At 46.0% G+C, this 19,051-nt stretch carries 18 protein-coding genes; 9 read left to right on the forward strand and 9 right to left on the reverse strand.

Annotated elements, in window-relative coordinates:
• Positions 1 to 32: 32 nt before the first annotated feature.
• Both ACTXGE_RS09480 and ACTXGE_RS09485 read right to left on the reverse strand, forming a co-directional pair.
• Positions 33 to 1,046, reverse strand: a complete 1,014-nt coding sequence (locus ACTXGE_RS09480) for a patatin-like phospholipase family protein (RefSeq protein WP_443541398.1) — start codon at positions 1,044 to 1,046, stop codon at positions 33 to 35.
• A 102-nt stretch (positions 1,047 to 1,148) separates the two neighbouring features.
• On the reverse strand, positions 1,149 to 2,876 hold the full coding sequence (locus tag ACTXGE_RS09485) for a glutamine--tRNA ligase/YqeY domain fusion protein (protein WP_443541397.1): 1,728 nt from the start codon (positions 2,874 to 2,876) through the stop codon (positions 1,149 to 1,151).
• Between the two features lie 322 nt (positions 2,877 to 3,198).
• On the opposite strand from ACTXGE_RS09485, the gene ACTXGE_RS09490 reads away from it, so the two are divergent.
• Entirely contained in the window at positions 3,199 to 3,711 is a 513-nt protein-coding gene (locus ACTXGE_RS09490) for a peptidylprolyl isomerase (RefSeq protein WP_443541491.1), read from the forward strand.
• 63 nt (positions 3,712 to 3,774) lie between these two features.
• On the forward strand, positions 3,775 to 4,614 hold the full coding sequence (locus tag ACTXGE_RS09495; protein WP_435950511.1) for a UDP-2,3-diacylglucosamine diphosphatase: 840 nt from the start codon (positions 3,775 to 3,777) through the stop codon (positions 4,612 to 4,614).
• A gap of 100 nt (positions 4,615 to 4,714) precedes the next feature.
• On the opposite strand, the gene orn is transcribed toward ACTXGE_RS09495, so the two are convergent.
• Entirely contained in the window at positions 4,715 to 5,302 is a 588-nt protein-coding gene (gene orn / locus ACTXGE_RS09500; RefSeq protein ID WP_317199901.1) for an oligoribonuclease, read from the reverse strand.
• A gap of 152 nt (positions 5,303 to 5,454) precedes the next feature.
• Here orn and rsgA point away from each other — a divergent pair, with 152 nt between their 5' ends.
• The 4 genes from rsgA (at position 5,455) to secB (ending at position 8,263) form a co-directional block, all read left to right on the forward strand.
• Positions 5,455 to 6,558 carry a ribosome small subunit-dependent GTPase A gene (gene rsgA / locus ACTXGE_RS09505; protein ID WP_435950509.1) on the forward strand — a complete coding sequence of 368 codons (1,104 nt, stop codon included), beginning with the start codon at positions 5,455 to 5,457 and terminating at the stop codon, positions 6,556 to 6,558.
• Positions 6,559 to 6,675: 117 nt separating this feature from the next.
• Entirely contained in the window at positions 6,676 to 7,128 is a 453-nt protein-coding gene (locus ACTXGE_RS09510) for a rhodanese-like domain-containing protein (RefSeq protein ID WP_317199899.1), read from the forward strand.
• Between the two features lie 311 nt (positions 7,129 to 7,439).
• Positions 7,440 to 7,703 (forward strand): glutaredoxin 3, encoded by a 264-nt coding sequence (gene grxC / locus ACTXGE_RS09515; protein ID WP_317199898.1) that lies wholly within the window; start codon positions 7,440 to 7,442, stop codon positions 7,701 to 7,703.
• Positions 7,704 to 7,810: 107 nt separating this feature from the next.
• Positions 7,811 to 8,263 carry a protein-export chaperone SecB gene (gene secB / locus ACTXGE_RS09520; protein ID WP_317199897.1) on the forward strand — a complete coding sequence of 151 codons (453 nt, stop codon included), beginning with the start codon at positions 7,811 to 7,813 and terminating at the stop codon, positions 8,261 to 8,263.
• 147 nt (positions 8,264 to 8,410) lie between these two features.
• On the opposite strand, the gene adk is transcribed toward secB, so the two are convergent.
• The 6 genes from adk to ACTXGE_RS09550 form a co-directional block, all read right to left on the reverse strand.
• Complete coding sequence (gene adk, locus ACTXGE_RS09525; RefSeq protein ID WP_317199896.1) at positions 8,411 to 9,067, reverse strand: adenylate kinase; 657 nt, start codon at positions 9,065 to 9,067, stop codon at positions 8,411 to 8,413.
• Between the two features lie 224 nt (positions 9,068 to 9,291).
• Positions 9,292 to 10,572, reverse strand: coding sequence for a c-type cytochrome biogenesis protein CcmI (gene ccmI, locus ACTXGE_RS09530; RefSeq protein ID WP_443541396.1), 1,281 nt, complete (start codon positions 10,570 to 10,572; stop codon positions 9,292 to 9,294).
• Entirely contained in the window at positions 10,569 to 11,165 is a 597-nt protein-coding gene (locus ACTXGE_RS09535) for a cytochrome c-type biogenesis protein (protein ID WP_443541395.1), read from the reverse strand. The genes ccmI and ACTXGE_RS09535 overlap by 4 nt, the downstream gene beginning before the upstream one ends.
• A complete protein-coding gene (locus ACTXGE_RS09540; protein WP_317199893.1) occupies positions 11,162 to 11,797 on the reverse strand; it encodes a DsbE family thiol:disulfide interchange protein in 636 nt (211 codons plus the stop codon). Before ACTXGE_RS09540 ends, ACTXGE_RS09535 begins: the two co-directional genes overlap by 4 nt.
• A gap of 1 nt (position 11,798) precedes the next feature.
• A complete protein-coding gene (locus ACTXGE_RS09545) occupies positions 11,799 to 13,817 on the reverse strand; it encodes a heme lyase CcmF/NrfE family subunit (protein ID WP_443541394.1) in 2,019 nt (672 codons plus the stop codon).
• Positions 13,818 to 13,960: 143 nt separating this feature from the next.
• Complete coding sequence (locus ACTXGE_RS09550) at positions 13,961 to 15,292, reverse strand: hypothetical protein (RefSeq protein WP_317199891.1); 1,332 nt, start codon at positions 15,290 to 15,292, stop codon at positions 13,961 to 13,963.
• Positions 15,293 to 15,721: 429 nt separating this feature from the next.
• Here ACTXGE_RS09550 and mrdA point away from each other — a divergent pair, with 429 nt between their 5' ends.
• The 3 genes from mrdA to rplM all read left to right on the forward strand — a co-directional run bounded on the left by mrdA (position 15,722) and on the right by rplM (position 19,051).
• Positions 15,722 to 17,689: a penicillin-binding protein 2 gene (gene mrdA / locus ACTXGE_RS09555; protein WP_443541393.1), complete on the forward strand. Its 1,968-nt coding sequence runs from the start codon at positions 15,722 to 15,724 to the stop codon at positions 17,687 to 17,689.
• Between the two features lie 38 nt (positions 17,690 to 17,727).
• A complete protein-coding gene (gene rsmD, locus ACTXGE_RS09560; protein WP_443541392.1) occupies positions 17,728 to 18,423 on the forward strand; it encodes a 16S rRNA (guanine(966)-N(2))-methyltransferase RsmD in 696 nt (231 codons plus the stop codon).
• A gap of 199 nt (positions 18,424 to 18,622) precedes the next feature.
• On the forward strand, positions 18,623 to 19,051 hold the full coding sequence (gene rplM / locus ACTXGE_RS09565; protein ID WP_317199888.1) for a 50S ribosomal protein L13: 429 nt from the start codon (positions 18,623 to 18,625) through the stop codon (positions 19,049 to 19,051).

The raw sequence follows: 19,051 nt of genomic DNA on the forward strand, positions 1-19,051 counted from the left end.
CTAATGTTGAGTTTAAGGCTGGTATCACGTGTTTATGAAAACTCGCGGCGCAAATCGAAGGTAGACTCCTCACCTAGTCTGTCATAGTTTTCGTCTAAAAAGGCTTTCGCTGAAGCGCGGCCAATATCACGTAGATGTGTCAAAAACGCCCACTCAGAGTTTATCTTACTAGATGCTGACAGTGGATTGATCTGTTCTGTCGCTTCAATACGGTGTACTAGAACCTCAGTGTAGCGTGTTCTATCAAGCTTGTTCTCACGCAATTGACGACTAACAAAATCAATGGCGCGCAGTTCTCTAAGTAATGATGAGTTAAAGGTAATCTCATTAATACGGTTTTGTATTTCGATCGCGCTTTTGGGTGTCTCGTTGCGCTCAATCGGATTGATCTGCACGATCATAATATCTTTGGACTTAGTCGTATGAAACAGAGGATACAGAGGCGGGTTACCCACATACCCGCCATCCCAATACGGTACGCCATCAATTTCAACCGCTTGAAAGTAAGAAGGCAAACATGCTGAAGCCAGCAGCATATCTGCGGTCAACTCGTCACGGTCAAACACTCTTATTTTGCCCGTATGGACGTTGGTTGCCGCTACAAACAGCTTTAGTACACTACAAGCTCTAACCTTGTCAAAATCGACAGTGGATTCAATCAGATCACGTAGCGGATTGATATTCAAAGGATTGGTATTATAAGGTGAGGCTACGCGGCTAAATAAGTCCATCATAAGATAAGCGGGCGAGTCATCCATCGCCCAGCTCCCTGTCAGAATACTCAAAGGACTACGCTTGATAGGACTAAGCGCGCCCATGTAGGCCACTCGACTCCAAAACTTCTCAAGCGATTCGCGCGCGCCATCTGGGCCGCCCTCCATGTAGCCCTGCGCCAGTACCGCCGCATTCATCGCGCCAGCACTGGTACCTGTGATGCCCTCGATACTGACGCGGCCATCTTCCATAAAGTGATCCAAAACGCCCCAAGTAAAAGCGCCATGCGAGCCGCCACCTTGTAGTGCTAGGTTAATCGATTTTTTAGTCATAAACGCGTTACTCTTATCATTGCTATGAGTTTACATATTAAAAGTTGAGTCTGCCTTATAAAGCCAGACAAATTTCTGATATAAGACGATTGTAAATTGGCATCAAGCCGGCTTATAGCTATCACGTAAGCTGACAATCTGATTAAATACTGGCGTATCGGTACTGTGCTCTTGGCTATCTGAGATAAAGTAGCCTTCGCGCTCAAACTGAAAGCGCGTGCCTGCATCCGCTTCAACTAACGAAGGTTCGACGACTGCGTTGAGTACGGTTAATGAATTGGGGTTCAGTGCTTCGTGGACATCGCTGACGCTACTTGGGTCTTCGACACTAAATAGCGACTCATAAAGTCGTACTGTGGCAGGAATACCTTGGCTCGCCGATACCCAATGAATGACGCCTTTGACCTTGCGGCCTTCAGGATTTTGTCCCAAAGTGGTCGGATCTATGGTAGCTTTTAGCTCAACAACGTTGCCGCTATCATCGGTGATATGCTCTGTGACTGCGAGTACATAAGTATTACGCAGGCGTATCTCAGGCTTTTGTGGCGACAGACGCTTATAACCTGCTGGCGGCTCTATCTCGTAATCGCCTTGATCAATGTACAGCTCCTTAGTAAAAGGAATCTCACGCTCGCCCATATCGACATTAGGGTGCTTGGGCTGGGTCAGCCACAAGGTTTGCGCGTCTGCGTCCCAGCGGGCGTTGACGCTATCGGCTTTTAAATCTTGCCACTGACTAACCGCGTCGCTAAAGTTCGTAATGGTTACTTTTAGCGGTTTGAGTACTGCCATACCGCGTGCTGTCGTATCATCTAAGGACTGGCGAATGCTAAATTCAAGCAGGCGCATATCAGTTACGCCATCTGCCTTTGATACACCAACACGATCACAAAAGTCGCGCAAGCCCTCAGGCGTATAACCACGGCGGCGCATACCTGCAACCGTTGGCATACGCGGATCATCCCAACCGTCAACAATACCTTCGTCTACGAGCTGCTTGAGCTTACGCTTACTGGTCAACGTATGATCGACGTTTAAGCGACTAAACTCATACTGATGCGGCGGCGTCTCAAAGCCAATCTTTGCCACAACCCAATCATAAAATGGACGATGATCTTCAAATTCAAGCGTGCATAACGAATGCGTGATGCCTTCTAATGCATCGGATAAAGGATGGGCAAAATCATACATCGGATAGATGCACCATTTATCACCCGTCTGATGATGCTCTTGATGCATGACGCGGTAGAGTATCGGATCGCGCATATTCATATTAGCATCAGACATGTCTATCTTGGCACGTAGTACGGCCTCGCCATCGGCAAACTTACCGTCTCTCATATCAGCAAAGCGCTTGAGATTGTCCTCGACACTAGCATCGCGCTGCGGTGACGGTGTGCCAGCCTCATTAAATGAGCCACGATTCTCTTTGATTTGTTCAGGGGTTTGCAAATCAACATAAGCATCGCCTTGCTCTATCAGTTGCACCGCCCATATATAGAGCTGATCGAAGTAGCTAGACGCGTGTAGTGCCTGCCCTGCCCATTCAAAACCGAGCCATTTCACATCGTTTTTGATATTGTCGATGTAGTCCTGCTTTTCAGCAGTTGGGTTGGTGTCGTCATAGCGCAGATGACAGATACCATCGAACTCTTTTGCTACGCCAAAGTTAAGGCAAATGGATTTAACGTGCCCTAAATGCAAGTAACCATTAGGCTCAGGCGGAAAACGAGTAACGATTTTCTCGTATTTTTGTGCTTTTACATCTTGGCGAATAATATTGCGGATAAAATCGTTTTTTGGCTCGTTAGGTTTTGTATGCTCAGTCATTAATTTGTGCTCCTAAGCCTTTTACGGTAGGCTCTAATTTTATATAAAAAATAAATTAGCGTTATTCTATCAGCTTTTGCAAACTCATTAACAGCCAGATACATGACATGACATGAAAAAGCCGTTAGACTAGCCTCTAAATTAGGATTGCCTTTTAGAGACACAAGGAAGATCTATGCACGCTATCAAATCATTTGGGTTTGCCAGCTTATTTGCCCCTTTATTTATATTAGGTTGCGTTAGTAGCACCAATAGCGCTAGTACGACCACTACAGACAGTCAGCCCGATCCATTAACCAACGCAAACAATCAGGAGATAACCATGAGCAACATGCCAGTCGTAGAGTTGGAGACCTCAATGGGTAACATCACTATTGAACTCAATGAAGAAAAAGCACCAAAAACAGTAGAGAACTTCTTAAATTATGTCAATTCTGGGCATTATGAAGGAACAATCTTTCATCGCGTCATCGACGGCTTTATGATTCAAGGCGGCGGTATGGACGCCCAAATGAATGAGAAAAAGACCAATGCGCCAGTAGAGAATGAAGCGGATAATGGTCTAAAAAATGATAAAGGCACCATCGCTATGGCGCGTACTCAAGACCCGCATTCAGCGACCAGCCAATTCTTTATCAATGTAAAAGACAATGACTTTTTGAACCATAGCGGTAAAAACGCGCAGGGTTGGGGTTATACTGTCTTTGGTAAAGTTACCAGTGGTATGGATGTCATCGAAAAACTGCGCGGCGTTCCGACTGGTCGTTTCGGTATGCATGCCGATGTGCCAAAAGAGGCGGTCGTTATCAACTCTGCTAAAGTCGTTTCTGAGTAGTTTTTGCTCGGCTATTTACCCCTTAGTTGTAAATAGCCTATAAGATAAAAGAGGTTATGATAGATGCAAAGCTTTGATCACTTACTCACCACTCGCCCGCATGATATACGGCAAGTACTGATTAGCGATTTGCATTTATCGCTTGATGAGCCTGCCCTTGTGCAGGCTTTTTTAGCGCTATTAAATGACTGCTTAGCGCTGCCAAATCTTAAACGGCTGTTTATATTAGGCGACTGGTTTGAGGTCTGGCTCGGTGATGATATGTATCTGTCACTAGAGGATGAGGCACGCACAAGCCACTGGCTAACCCCTTTAATCAATAGGCTAAAACAGCTACGTGTGCAGGGCTGCGAGATCTTGGTCATGCATGGCAATCGAGATTTTCTACTGGATCGAGGATTTCTCAATCTGTTTGGCGGTGAGCTGATTGCTGAACCTTATCCATTGACGATTGGTGAGCAAGATTTTCGCCTAGAGCACGGTGATGCGCTATGTACAGATGATAAAAAATATCAGCTGTTTCGTAAAGCGATTCGCAGTCCACTGGCCAAATGGTATCTGCTCAATAAATCATTAGAGAAGCGCCTCGCCATCGCCGACAACATACGCACCAAAAGTAAGCAAAATAATAGTAAAAAGGCGGCCTACATTATGGACGTCAATGAGCAGTCCGTCGCGCAGGCGGTTAATAACGATGATGCCTTATTGCATGGGCATACGCATCGCCCAGATATTCATCAAACGACTAATAACAAAATACGTTATGTGTTAGGTGATTGGCGACTGATCGATACAGAGTCAAGACAGCCAAAAGTGAGCGCGGTGATTGGCGCAGTAGTGGCAGACGAGCATTTAGATGAAGCAGAATTTGCACTGGTTGAGTTTCAGTATTTAGTGAGATGATTTATTTAGTGTAGATTGTAGGGTGCATTTCACGCACCATCCAGACCTTAATCATCGTCAATTAGTGCGTAAGGCGCAACCTACAACTCCGACAAAAACCTTAATCCATCAATTTAAAAAAGTGCTGGCGATAGTGCTTAAGCTCGCGAATTGAGTCGCGGATATCATCTAAAGCTAAATGACTACCGCCCTTTTCAAAGTTTTTTAGGATATCAGGACGCCAGCGAAAGCACAGCTCTTTGATCGAGGACACGTCTAAATTACGATAATGAAAAAAGCGCTCAAGCTCAGGCATCTGCCGCGCCATAAAACGTCTGTCTTGGCAAATCGAGTTGCCACACATCGGCGACTTACCACTATCGACCCATTTATTCAAAAACTTAATGGTTTCCTCTTCGGCTTCAGCTAGTGTCACTTTACTACGACGTACGCGATCGACCAGACCTGACTGACCATGCTGCTTGGTGTTCCAGTCATCCATCTTGTTCAAGATTTGGTCAGAGACTTTAATCGCAAAAACAGGCCCTTCGGCTAATACGTTCAAATCCTCATCCGTCACCACTGTCGCAATCTCGATGATCTCATCGTTCAAGGTATCAAGCCCTGTCATCTCAAGGTCAATCCAGACCAAACCCTTCTTACCTTGGTTTTTAATTTTAATCTTGTTGGGATGGTCATCGGTACTCATAAGCGATCCTATTAGTAGTATGCACAGTGATGATGTACAAGTGGTTTGCAGGCTTTACAAAACCTCTGTCAAGCTTAGGCTGTATGTTATCAAATTTTCACGCTACACTGAGACATATTTTTATCGCAATTAAAACAACACAGGCAGTACTTATGGCATTGATACGGCAGCGCAAACTCACTAAACAGCAGATTCGTCGTATAGACAAACAACAACTTGCCAGCCAAGACAGCATCGATGATAGCTTGATGGATGGCGTGGTGATGGCGCACTTTGGTAAGCAATTGGAGGTACAAGTCACAAGCTTACCTGCTGTGATACCTAAGCAGCCTGAGTTTGCCCCTGATGACCCTGAGCCGTTTTGGCAGGAGTTGGCCTTGGGTGATGTCTGGCGCTGTCATGTGCGTACCAACTTGCCGATGCTGGCTGCAGGTGACCAAGTGCGCTGGACGGCGGACTCCAACACAGGTTTTGGCCGTATTGAGTCAGTAAAACCGCGCACCTCGATGATATCTCGCCCCGACCGCTACCATAAGCTCAAACCGGTTGCCGCCAATATCGATATCTTAGCGATTGTCTTTGCGCCGCTACCTGCTGCCGCGCCTACCTTGATCGATCGCTATCTTGTGGTTTGTCATCATGCAGGCGTACAACCTCTGCTGGTACTCAATAAAGCGGATCTATTAGAGGGCGAGTCTACTGTCAATACGCGTGAACTATTAACGCAATATGCAGCGCTTGGTTATGATAGTGTCTTGACCTCAGTGGATTGTCCAGAGAATGTATTACAGACGGGTGAACAACAAGGACTTGGCGAGCTCAAACGCTATATCGATAACAAGCTGGTGATATTTGCCGGTCAGTCTGGCGTCGGTAAGAGCAGTCTGATTAATGCGCTGCTGCCAGAGTCGGCGCAAAGCGTTAACATCATCTCAGAGAACTCGCAGCTTGGGCAGCATACGACAACGACTAGCCGTTTGCTACCCTTCAATCCAGCTGATCTAACTCAAGGTGGCATCGTCGATACCCCAGGTATTCGTGAGTATGGTATCTGGCATCTGACTCCAGATGACATCATCTCAGGATTCGTTGAGCTTGCACCGCTATCAGGCTACTGTCAGTTCCGAGACTGTCGCCATACTCATAACTCCAAAGGCTGCGCGCTATGGCAGGCAGTCGCTGATGGCGAGGTTCTTCAGCGCCGCGTTGAGAACTTAGTGACCCTTACCGATGAGGCAGATACCAAACCTTATTAAGACAGACGCATTGAGTAGTTTTCATACGTTTACTATAGACAACCTAGTCGGTATAATAGCCCCTTGTTCATTTTTATCAGGCCAACTGATAGAACACTTATATTTTGGAGGTCTAGTTTGGATCGTGCACTTGAATTTATGGGTAACCACCCGTTCTTATTCGGTATTTTAGCCGTACTTGCTATCTTGTTTTTTACTATTGAGAGCAAGCGTAGCGGCAAAAAGATATCTCCAAACACTCTCGGTATGATGGTCAATTCGCAAAACGCGCAGCTGATTGATATTCGACCTGCCAAAAAATATACGACAGGCTATATCCAAGGCAGTCGTAATATTCCATTCACTCAGCTCAAAGATCGCTTGGATGAGATACGGGCTATCGAAGATCCAGTAATTATCATCTGTGACATCGGTGTACAAGCAGGCGCGGCGATACAAATGATTGGCAAAGACAACGTCTATCGTCTAGAGGGCGGTATTGGCGGCTGGCAAGGCGCTGGTATGCCACTCGTTGGCCTAAAAGACACGCAGAATAAAAAGGGCAAATCTAAGCCAAAACTAAGTAAATAAGCAGTAGCGATTTAGATATTCAAACCAGACATCATAACTATATGGTGTCTTTTTTTATGCTTTGTTTCTCACTTTAGTGATAAAAGCAAAACACTCTGAATGCTTAAAACTTGATTTTAATAGGCCAAGCCCCATTCTATAGATGACAATAATTAAAGTTATCATTGCCATTAACTCATTGGCAATTGATAATATGGCTGTCTATACTGTCTATTATACGATTCACTTTATTATTATACGATTCACTACTGTAGCGTCTACTAATGATAACGTTGCATCCCTACTCCAATAACTATTAAGGAAGAACTATTATGAGCGTACCTGTTAAAGTATATACCACTCCTATTTGCCCATATTGCACTAACGCCAAAAAACTATTAGAGTCCAAAGGCGTAAGCTTTGAAGAGATTGGCATGCACGACATCAGCAGTGATGAGCGCCGCGCTTTGATGCAAAAAACCAATAACTACCGCACAGTGCCGCAGATCTTTATCGGTGATACTTTTGTTGGCGGGTTTAATGAGCTCAATCAGTTTAATCAGCAAGGCAAGCTCGATGAGCTACTAGCGGGTTAATCTGCTATATTACCTTTTTTACTTACTAAATCTTGTGACCTATTAAATAGTCGTTTGGCCTTATCGTCATATTGGCTATATTTTGTTTAAATTTATAAGGAATTATCATGGCTGAAGAACAAGCACAACCGCAATTGGCACTAGAGCGCATTTATGTTAAGGACATGTCACTTGAAGTCCCAGGCGCAGGCGTATTTACCAAAGAGTGGAATCCTGAGCTTGATATCAACTTATCAAGCAATGCTGAAAAACTTGATGATGATCATTATCAAGTGATTCTGACGGTGAGTGTCAATGCAAAGAATGCTGAAGAGCCGGCCTTTATCGCTGAAGTTCACCAAGCCGGTATCTTTTTATTAAAGAACATCCCTGAAGATCAAATCGGTCAAATCCTAGGTGCATATTGCCCTAACGTTTTGTTCCCTTATGCTCGTGAAGTCATCAGTGATATCGTCACTCGTGGTAGCTTCCCGCAGTTATTGCTTGCGCCAGTCAACTTTGACCAAGCCTACGCGCAAAGCCAACAGCAAGCACAAGTAGACGCGCAAGGTAATGCTTAAGCTCTTGTATTAAAAGCTAAGCATTAAGTGAGTAAAAAAACCGCCCTCTTTTTTAGTTGGCGGTTTTTTTGGTTTTAAAATACAAAAAACCTCGACCATAGCAGTCGAGGTTTTTATAACTATAAATAAAATTAGCCTTAAATAAAACTAGCCTTTTAGCGCTGACAAAATTTGTGCCTTAACGTCTTCGATAGGCTGCGTACCATCGAACTTATCATAGTTAGGTGCACTGCTACCTTCTTTGGCTTTTTCTTGATAAAAACCTACTAGCGTTGAGGTCTGCTCATGATAAGTCGCTAGGCGATCACGAATCGTCGACTCTTTGTCATCTTTACGCTGGATCAAAGGCTCGCCTGTGACATCATCGATACCTTCAACCTTTGGCGGATTGTGATCGATATGATAAACGCGGCCTGATCCTGCATGCTGGCGACGACCCGATAGACGCTTGACGATCTCATCATCAGGGACGCTAATCTCGATAACATGGTCGATATCGACGTTAGCTGCAGCTAGTGCCTGCGCTTGCGGAATGGTACGCGGGAAGCCGTCTAAAATACAGCCATTAGCACAATCAGGTTTAGCGATGCGCTCTTTGACCAAATTAATAATGAGATCATCTGATACCAGACCACCTGCGTTCATCACGCCTTCAGCTTGTTTGCCAAGCTCGCTACCTTCTTTGATCGCCGCACGTAGCATGTCGCCCGTCGAGATTTGCGGGATATCATACTCTTTTGAGATGAACTGGGCTTGGGTGCCTTTACCAGCGCCTGGTGGACCTAGCAAAATAATACGCATCATGTAGCGACTCTCCTTAAAAGGGTTTTGGGATAAGGTTTTATAACAAATTGTAATCAGGGATTGGTTGATTGCAAGCTCACCTTACCTTGTGGCTTTGCAAAGCTCAAGTTTTTTCATAACTTAGACATCAATTGTCATGACTTCACTGTTCAAATAATACTATTGCGCGCCATTATGGCGCTAGGTAGTTTGTCTTAAAGTAGTTTCTCAGCTCATTAAAATCATTAGGGTACTTGCTGATTGATCGCAACATTGACTTGATTTTGCTCGCTGCTAATAACGACAGGATTGCCCGATAAGTCGCCAGACTCTGCAATAGCATTACCGCTATGACTAATACGTGCCACGACTGCCAGCTGTACTTTATCTGCGCGTGCTTGTGCTAGCGTACGCTCAGGCATCATCGCATCCAGATCACTAAGACTGATACTCGCCTCGCCCTGCTTAATCACACTAATAGGCAAGCGCTTAGCAGCAAACGGTGGTCCGCCGTTGACATCACGAATAGCGACAAAGAGCACATCATCACCTTTAATCAAAGGCAACAAACTACTATTGACCGTTACAGTTACCTCGACACCTTGAGCCGCTTGCTCTTGCTGCGCGTTTACGTTAGCACTGAGTTCATCCAAACTTGCCAGCGCCTGGCTATGATCACCAGGCTTAGCGGCAATACTGCCGCGCAAACGGCTGATCCAACTTTGCGCTTCGTCAAAGTTACTGCTACGCGCCTCGCCCATTGCCATGAGCATCTGCGCGCCTTCGTGCTGCGGGTTTTTGGCCAGCAAATCTTGCAATACGCGGCGACTGTCGGCGTTGAGTTGACCCTCATTAGCAAAAAAGCTGATTTGGGCGTAAGTGGCGGCAATCTCTTCGTTATCTGGAGAGAGGCGGTACGCACGCGATAGGGCTTCAATCGCAGACGGCGTGGCCTCAAGCGATAAGAATAGCTCGGATAAGCGCATCCAACGATCAGGGTCATCAGCATGACGATGCACATTGGTCTGCATGGCACTTATAAGCTGATTGCCATCTTCAATTGCCCACGCAGGCGGCTGATCAATTTTACCCGTTAATAGATCATCAGCCACTTGACCGACTTTGTCCTCGCTTGCCCAGAGATTGAATACAGGCGTACGATCACCGATTAATAAATAAGCTAGCGCTGCCAAAACAGGTACCCATATCATCACAATCAAACGGCTTTTGACGCCGGGTACGACCATCGGCGTGATTTGACGCTGCGCATCGAGCAGTTGGCGCTCAAGCTCAAGCTTTTGGTTTTGATAATGAGTGTCATCTATGACGCCGCTGTCTTTATCTGTTTGTAGCTCAGCGAGGCGCTCGCGGAACACAGCGACGTTGATATCGAGTAGCTGATTATCTACTGGCTTTTCAGGTCTACGAGCCGCACGCAGCCAAGGCATAACAACGATGACCGCTAATACTAAGCTGATTAATAGGCTTAGGGCGATAAATAAGCCAAAAGTAGAAAATAGGGTCATTTTTTATCCTTTATGCTGGTGATATCATGATCTACTCTATCGCGCGCATTGCTTCGTGATAGTAAGCGATCCAGCTCCGCTTTTTCTGCCGCACTCAACGCCTCTGTATGCTCGGCAGCAGTACCTGTTTGACTTTGAGCTGCGATCTGACGACGGCGACTTTGCCAAAACCAGCCACCAATCAATAAAATCAACAGCAGCGGCGGAAAAAACCATAATATCCAAGTTGAGGGGCGTACTGGCGGCTTGTAGCTAATAAAGTCGCCATAGCGCTCTTGCATATAAACGCGAATCTCGCCATCACTACGGCCATCTTTGACCATATCATAGGTTTTTTGTTTGAGATCTTGCGCGATAGGTGCGTCAGATCCTGCTAGATTTTGGTTTTGACATTTAGGGCAGCGTAGCTCCTCGATCAAGCCTCGGTACTGCGCTTCTTGCTGCACTGAGTCAAAATCATAGACGTCAATTGCCGCATTAGCATTCACTCCTATTACCAAAGATAGTACTAGAGCTAGCAACACGCTTGCCAACCTTATGACTCGTTTACTAAAGCCATTTTTATTGATGACATTATAGATACTGATACTCATTGGCAGGCCTCCTCAACTTGAGTAGCATCTGGTGTGCTAGCAGTCTCATTGGCTTTATTGAGTACCATAAGGCATGGCGTAATACGCGCTTGCCAATTAGCCTCATTAATCTCACCAATGATGTGCTGACGGATCACCCCTTCGCCATCGACGATAAAGGTTTCGGGTGCACCGGTTAACCCTAAATCTAATGCAAATTGACCTGATAGATCTTGGATAGACATCGAGAATGGATCGCCGCGCTGGTTTAGGTAGCTTAGCGCATTACCGATCTCATCTTTATAGTTGATGCCGACGATATTGACGCCGCGTTCTTCTAACTCCATCAAAAATGGATGCTCAACGATACAAGTAGGGCACCAAGAGCCCCAAACATTAATTAAAAAGGGCTGCTCGGGCAAATTATCATTGGTCATGACTCGCGTCGTATCTGACAATAGCGGTAGCTCAAACGTCGGTACAGGGCGCTCAAGCGCAGTATTAGGCACGATATCTGTCGGCTGACCTAAACGCATATAGAGCATGACGATAAAGCCTGCAAAGACGATAAGCGGAATCAAAAACCATATCTTCATCTGCTTTTTATTCATCGTCTTAGTTTTGGACGCAGGTGCTGTGTTTTTGTCAGGCATATTAAGCCTCCTTATTGATTACAGGAGCGTCGATACGTACAGAAGTATCTGTATTTGTCATCACTTGCGCAGATCTTTTGGTCTTTTTAAGACGATAGCGCTTATCCAGCATACTAATCAGTCCGCCCAATGCCATAATAATCGCACCCAGCCAAATCCAGCGGATCAGCGGTTTAACATAGATACGTACTGCCCATTGGTTGCTCTCCTCCGAGATAGGCTCGCCCAATGCCACATACAGATCGCGCATAAGATTGGCATCAATAGCAGCCTCAGTCATCGGCATCATACTGATGATGTAAGTACGCTTCTCAGGATACAGGGTAGTGATGTCGCGGCCATCTTTGGTCACTTCAACCTCAGCTTGCATGCCATCAAAGTTGCTACCTTTCACTTCACGGAAGTCTTTTACCGTAAAGTCGTAGCCTTGAACATTGACGCTGTCGCTGGGTCCAAGTGCCACGTCACGCTCGATACTCAAAGTACTAGTGAAAGCGACGCCAATAACAGCGATGATGACGCCAATATGAGCCGTTTGTTGCCCCCAATAGCTAAGGCGCAATTGGCGTAGGCCTTTAACAAGGCTCGGTGCGTTCTTGGTTTTATCTTTAAAATCAACCACCATCCACAAGAGCACCCAAAAGCTCACCGCTAGTGTGACGCCAATGTTGAGCATGGCCGACGGACTGGTAAAGTAAGTGACAATCGCTGCCAATACTAGACTGCTAGCGGCTATGACCATACCTACGCCGAGTAGCGGACGCTTGTCCTGCTTCCAGCGGATGTTGGAGCCCATACCCATAGCGATTAACAACAGCCAAGTTAAGGGCACAAATAGCGCATTAAAGTATGGAGGGCCCACCGATACCTGGCCCAAATTAAAGGCATCAGCGATAATTGGATAGAGCGTACCTAGTAGTACTACCAAAGTCGCAATCAAGATAATGACGTTATTAATAACTAAAAACGACTCGCGTGAGATAAGCTGATACTGACTCTCGACGGTCAAGCGCCAACCACGCACGGCAAACATCAGCAGACCACTGCCGACGATAATGCCCAAGATAATCAAGATAACAAGGCCACGCGTTGGATCAGCGGCAAATGAATGCACAGAGGTAATGACCCCTGAGCGCACAAGGAACGTGCCTAGCAGACTAAGCGCAAAGGCAAAAATCGCTAGCATGATCGTCCACGCTTTGAATACGCCGCGCTTTTCAGTCACTGCAAGCGAGTGAATAAGCGCTAAACCCGCCAGCCACGGTAGTAATGAGGCGTTTTCAACCGGATCCCAAAACCACCAGCCGCCCCAGCCAAGCTCATAATACGCCCACCATGAACCAAGCCCGATACCGATAGTCAAAAAACCCCAAGCGGCAAGCGCCCATGGGCGCGACCAACGCGTCCATACCGCGTCCAAACGCCCTTCCCAAAGCGCTGCCATACAAAAGGCAAAGGGTACTACCATACCAACATAGCCCATATACAGCATAGGCGGATGGATAATCAGACCAAAATCTTGCAGCACTGGGTTTAGATCCGCGCCATCGACAGGTATGTTGGGCAGCGTGCGATCAAAGGGTGATGAGGTAAAAATAAGCATTGCCAGCATCATCATCTGCACGCCTGCCAGAATGATGAGCACCCGCGCACGCATGGATAGCGGTAGACCGCGGCTAAAGTAGGAGACCAGCGCACACCACGTCGCCATAATAGTCATCCACAGCAGTAGCGAGCCTTCATGTCCGCCCCACGTCGCTGATAACTTATAATACCAAGGCAGTAACGTATTGGAGTGCTGCGTCACATAAACGAGACTAAAATCATTGTAATAAAAGCCTGCCATCAAAGCGACAAATGAGGTTATCATCGCTCCAAACTGTGCCCACGCTAAGCTCGGTGCTAATCGCTGCCAAGCGACAATATTACGCATGACACCAATAGTTGGTAGTACCACTTGCAAGATAGCCAGCATAAAAGCGACTAGCAAAGCAAAATAACCCAATTCTGTGATTAACATACGTCTCTAACCTTTTTACCCTAAGGGCAATTTACATAATCTAAGAGTGCTAACAAGTAACGCTCAAAAGGCTTGTTGATAACAACGGTTTGATAGCGATAATCTGACGACAGCACTCTAATGACAACGGCTACTATACTTATCTACATTGAGGGAAAGAACACCAAAACCAAGTGTAGCCAACCCGCTAAGAACCCTGTTAAACCACCCAAGATAATCAGCGTGGTTTCATCCTCCTGAAAGGCAGGACGCAAAAGATTTTGAAATTCTCGAGGCGATAGCTCGCGAATACGGTCGCGAAACAGACCAAATATTTTGCTTGCGCGGCTCTCATTGAGTTCAGGATCACGCAGCGGCACCATAGTAGCGGTAATGGATTTGTCGATAATCGTGTTCTTTAACTGTCCATAATCGCGGCGACCAAGGCTTACGCGCAGTGTCGTACTGACCACAGGCGATTCCAAAATCTGATATAGGTGCGATTTCATCAGCTCACGCGTTTGCGCCGCGCGCGCGCCGTACATCATCTCGTTCATGATGTTCTCAAGAGTCACCAAGTCACTGACGACAATCTCGGCAAACACCTCTGATACTTCCTCTTGACGCTTCATAAAGCCGCCTTGAAAGCGAAACTGAGCGATATGCGGCAGGCGCGGTTTAATAAAGGGAAAGCCGCTTGTGCGCTCAAATATCTTAATATAAGGAATAAAATGCGGCTCAACGGGATTAAACACCATCCAAATAGCAATCCAGTTGGTCAAAAAGCCCCAAATGGCGGCAAAGAAAGGTACCGTCCAGTGCTGCGGCACGACCAAAAAGATAAACATCTGGATCACACCAAATACCAATCCAATCAAAGCACTAATATGCCAAATAAAATCGATCTCTTTTTGACCGACTTTTAGGAACATATTGACCATCAAGCGCCGGTCACTCTCCATCTTGTTGACGATCATTTGACGCATATCGACCAAATCTTCGACATGATAAGTCAAATCAGTCACTAGCGATTGCATAATCTCAGGTAGCTCTTTGTGCGCTTGCACGTAGATACGGCGCTTGAGTGCATAAGGCAGATTGCCCCATAGTGCTGGCGAGTGCTCAAGCATAATCTCATCAATAAGCGCCTCTAGATGCTGATCGACAGTGTCTGTAATAAACACGGCCATCTGCTCAGGCTCCATCGCTTGAAAGAACTCATCGAGAGAGCCAAGCTTTGAGAGCGTCTGATCGACGATGACACCAGATATCTTGCCCGCCTTACGCGGTACAATGCCTTGCCAGCCAATACCAGGCAGTCCAAAAAATGGAAAGTTAGGAATCCTGATACCCCGAAACTTAATGGGGTAAAATAGCATTTTAAGCGCCATCCATACATGCACCCAAGTGACAAATGCGGTCACAGGCGGAATGGTCAGCATGGCAAAAAACTGAGGATGCTGGACGATCGTCTGCCATAATGAAGTTGCGACCATAACTCTTTATGTCCCTAGCGTAACCATTATTGAAGTAAAATGTTGCTCGCTTTATATCATTAAATGCAAAGCGGCTTATTAGTAGCTTATCAGTAAAAAAGTAAGACAAATAAATCGCCTGATTTTAGCATACTTGCCATTTATTAGCACTGCTAACGCTAGGCTTAGTTGTGACTAAAGGTGACACACTTTGCAGGCCTGGTATGATTGAAATTGACCTACTATGCCCCATAATTTATAAGCAAAAGACGACTAGGCGCAGCGCTTTGCACCATGAGAGCAGTTGCTCTTTTACTCCTGTCTTCTGCTATAATCCTTTTCGGCTACCTGCTTATCAGCTGATGTGCTAGTGTCACGCTATATTCTTGAATTTATTACAAATAACGTCGTAAGTTATACCTTTATCTGATTGCTACATACTGATGGTCTATGAATAAAATGATTTCGCCTGACACCGATTACGTCAACCGTATCTTTATGCGGCGTATACTCATACTTGGGTTATTAATATTCTTAGGCTTAAGTGGCTTGCTCTTGCGTTATGGCTACTTGCAAGTCTACGCCCATGATCAGTACACTACGCAGGCTGATAACAATCGCATCAAACTCATATCAGCGCCGCCGAGTCGGGGTTATATTTATGATCGTAACGGTATTTTGCTCGCTGATAACAAACCTGTCTTTACCGCTATGCTAAGCCCTGATGAAGTCGAAAATCCAGAGCGTACGTTGACTTTGCTCGCCCCTATCTTTGGTCTGACTGACACTGACATTACTGATATTTTGGCGCGACTAAGCAAAAACAAAAACGATCCTGTGACGATTAAAATTGATCTCACTGAAGCGCAATTGGCGCAGTTTAGTGAGCGCAAACCCTTCTTTCGCGGTGTGACTATTCAGAGTAAATTGACCCGTACTTATCCTTATGATGAGCTGTTTGCTCATGTGATTGGTTATGTCGGTCGCATCAATGACAAAGAAAGCAAGCGCATCGACAAAGAGCGCTATGCTGGCACGGATTTAATCGGCAAGATAGGTATAGAGGATTATTACGAGGATATTTTACTGGGTCAACCTGGCTATCAGTCGGTTGAGACCGACGCTCATGGCGATATCATACGCCAGCTTGAATCCAAGCCGCCCGTTGCAGGTAACGATATCACCTTGAGCTTAGATTATGGCTTACAAACCATTGCCCAGCAGCAGCTCGATGGCAGGCGCGGCGCCATCGTTGCTATAGACCCAAGTAACGGTGACGTACTCGCTTTTGTGAGTAACCCAAGTTATGACCCTAATCCCTTTATCTCAGGTATCTCGTTTAAAGATTACGGCGCGCTGCGCGAGGATCTCGATCAGCCGCTATACAACCGCGCTCTACAAGGAATGTACCCACCTGCGTCGACGATTAAGCCCTTCGAGGGTTTAGGCGGTATTCATTACGGTCTGCGTGATTGGAATACCACTATCTATGATCCTGGTTATTTTAGCTTACCTGGAGACTCACACCGATTTCGAGATTGGAAGCGCGGCGGTCATGGCACCGTCGATCTCAAAAAATCTATCATGATGTCGGTTGATACTTATTATTATAAGCTGGCTTATGAGATGGGTATTCAGCGCTTACATGATTGGATGGGCCGTTTTGGTTTTGGTAAAGAGACAGGTATCGATTTGCCTCATGAAAAATCTGGCATCATGCCCTCCCCTAAATGGAAGCAAGAGACTTATGGCAAAAACTGGCTGCCTGGTGAAACCATTTCAGTCAGTATTGGTCAAGGATATTTTTTGGCGACGCCGCTACAAGTTGCAAACGCAACTGCTATGACTGCCAGCAAGGGCTATCATATTACTCCGCACTTACTAAAGCGTAGTGACGGCGCCGCACCTGTAAAAGTCATCGAAAAGCCAGATGGCAAAATTGACTATAACGGCAAACCCTCTGACTGGCTGCTGATGCACAATGCTATGGAAGAGACGGTTCAAAGAGGTACTGCTCGCGGCATTTATACCGATAAATACCGTATTGCAGGCAAGACAGGTACCGCGCAGGTCAAGTCTATCGCTCAGGGCAAAAGCTACGACAAATCAACGCTCGATAAGCGCCACTGGGATCATGCTTGGTTCACAGGGTTTGCACCTGTTGAGGAGCCCTCTATCGCTTTAGCCGTACTGGTCGAAAACGGTGGCGGCGGTAGTGCCGTAGCTGCGCCTGTTGGCCGTGCGCTGTTTGACTATTGGGTTATGCAGCGCAAAAAAAATCCTATCTTGCCACCAAGTCCTGATGAGTTAAAACAGATCAAACAGCAAAAGGCAATAGAAAAAGCGGCGCGTGATCTGCTGCGTGAGCAAGAGGCTGAGCTAACCGCACAACTAAAAGCGGCGGCGAGTACAGACTGACGAATAAAATAATTTAAATACCTATGGGTCAAAGGATTATGGCAAAGGCTGCAAAACACAAAAACCGTAAGCAAAAAGTATCGACTCATACCGTACCAGCTAATACTAGGCGCGCCGATCACCAAGCTGTCAGCAACGTGCGTATTATCGGTGGTCAATACAAGCGCCGCGGCATTGGCTTTATTGATAGTGAAGGGTTGCGTCCGACGCCAGATCGACTGCGTGAGACACTCTTTAATTGGTTGCTGGCTGATATTCATGACGCCCGCGTGTTAGATAGCTGTGCAGGTAGCGGCGTGCTAGGGTTTGAATCGCTATCTCGCGGCGCAGCGTACTGCACCTTTATCGAAACCAGCCGCGCCCAAAGCCAGATGCTCATCCAAAGCGCAAAGCAGCTTAATATTACTCCTGATAACTATCACGTTATCAATGGTGCAGCTGAACAAGTACTGATGAATATGCCAGACTCGCCGTTTGACGTTGTGTTTATCGATCCGCCTTATGCCGATGATTTGTGGCAGCCCATACTATCTGCCTTACTCACTCAGTCTCTAATCACTAGAGAGACGCTTATTTATCTAGAAGCCGATAAAGACTTGCGCCCTCAGCTTGAGGCATTAGCGATAAATTTGCGTGAAAATTCAGCTCACGTAGATATAAAAGGTTTTGATTGTATAAAACATACTCAAGTTGGACAAGTTGTCGCTGGACTTTATCAGCTGTCGTTGTCATAATCCTTTTATCTTTTTTAATGCTCAAATCTTTTTTAATAGCTGACATTCAAGCCAAATGTTAGCTTTTGACTGATATGCGCAAAAATAAACCCCAATGCGGCTTGCAAGCTTAAGCGCTACTGCTTATAATGTGCAGTCTGTTTTTTGAGAGCCCCGTTCCCAGCTAAACTCTCAATGAATTCTAATTTAAGGTTTTATCATGAAAACACTTAGTGCAAAACCAGCTGAAGTGACCCATGACTGGTTTGTTGTCGATGCTGACGGCAAAACCCTTGGTCGCCTAGCTACGCAAATCGCAACTCGTTTACGCGGTAAGCATAAGCCTTCTTTTACCCCGCATGTTGATACTGGTGACTTCATTGTCGTTATCAACGCTGATAAAATCACAGTAACGGGTAAAAAAGCGCAAGATAAGAAATACTATCGTCACAGTGGTTACCCAGGCGGTATCAAAGAAACCAACTTCAATAAGCTGCTTGCACATAAGCCTGAAGATGTTCTACATAAAGCAGTTAAGGGTATGCTTCCTAAGGGTCCTCTTGGCTATGCGATGATCAAAAAGCTAAAGCTATATGCAGGCTCTGAGCATCCACATGAAGCCCAGCAACCTAAAGAACTAGACATCTAA

This window comes from Psychrobacter sp. T6-4 (genome assembly GCF_052258425.1).
Taxonomy (GTDB): domain Bacteria; phylum Pseudomonadota; class Gammaproteobacteria; order Pseudomonadales; family Moraxellaceae; genus Psychrobacter.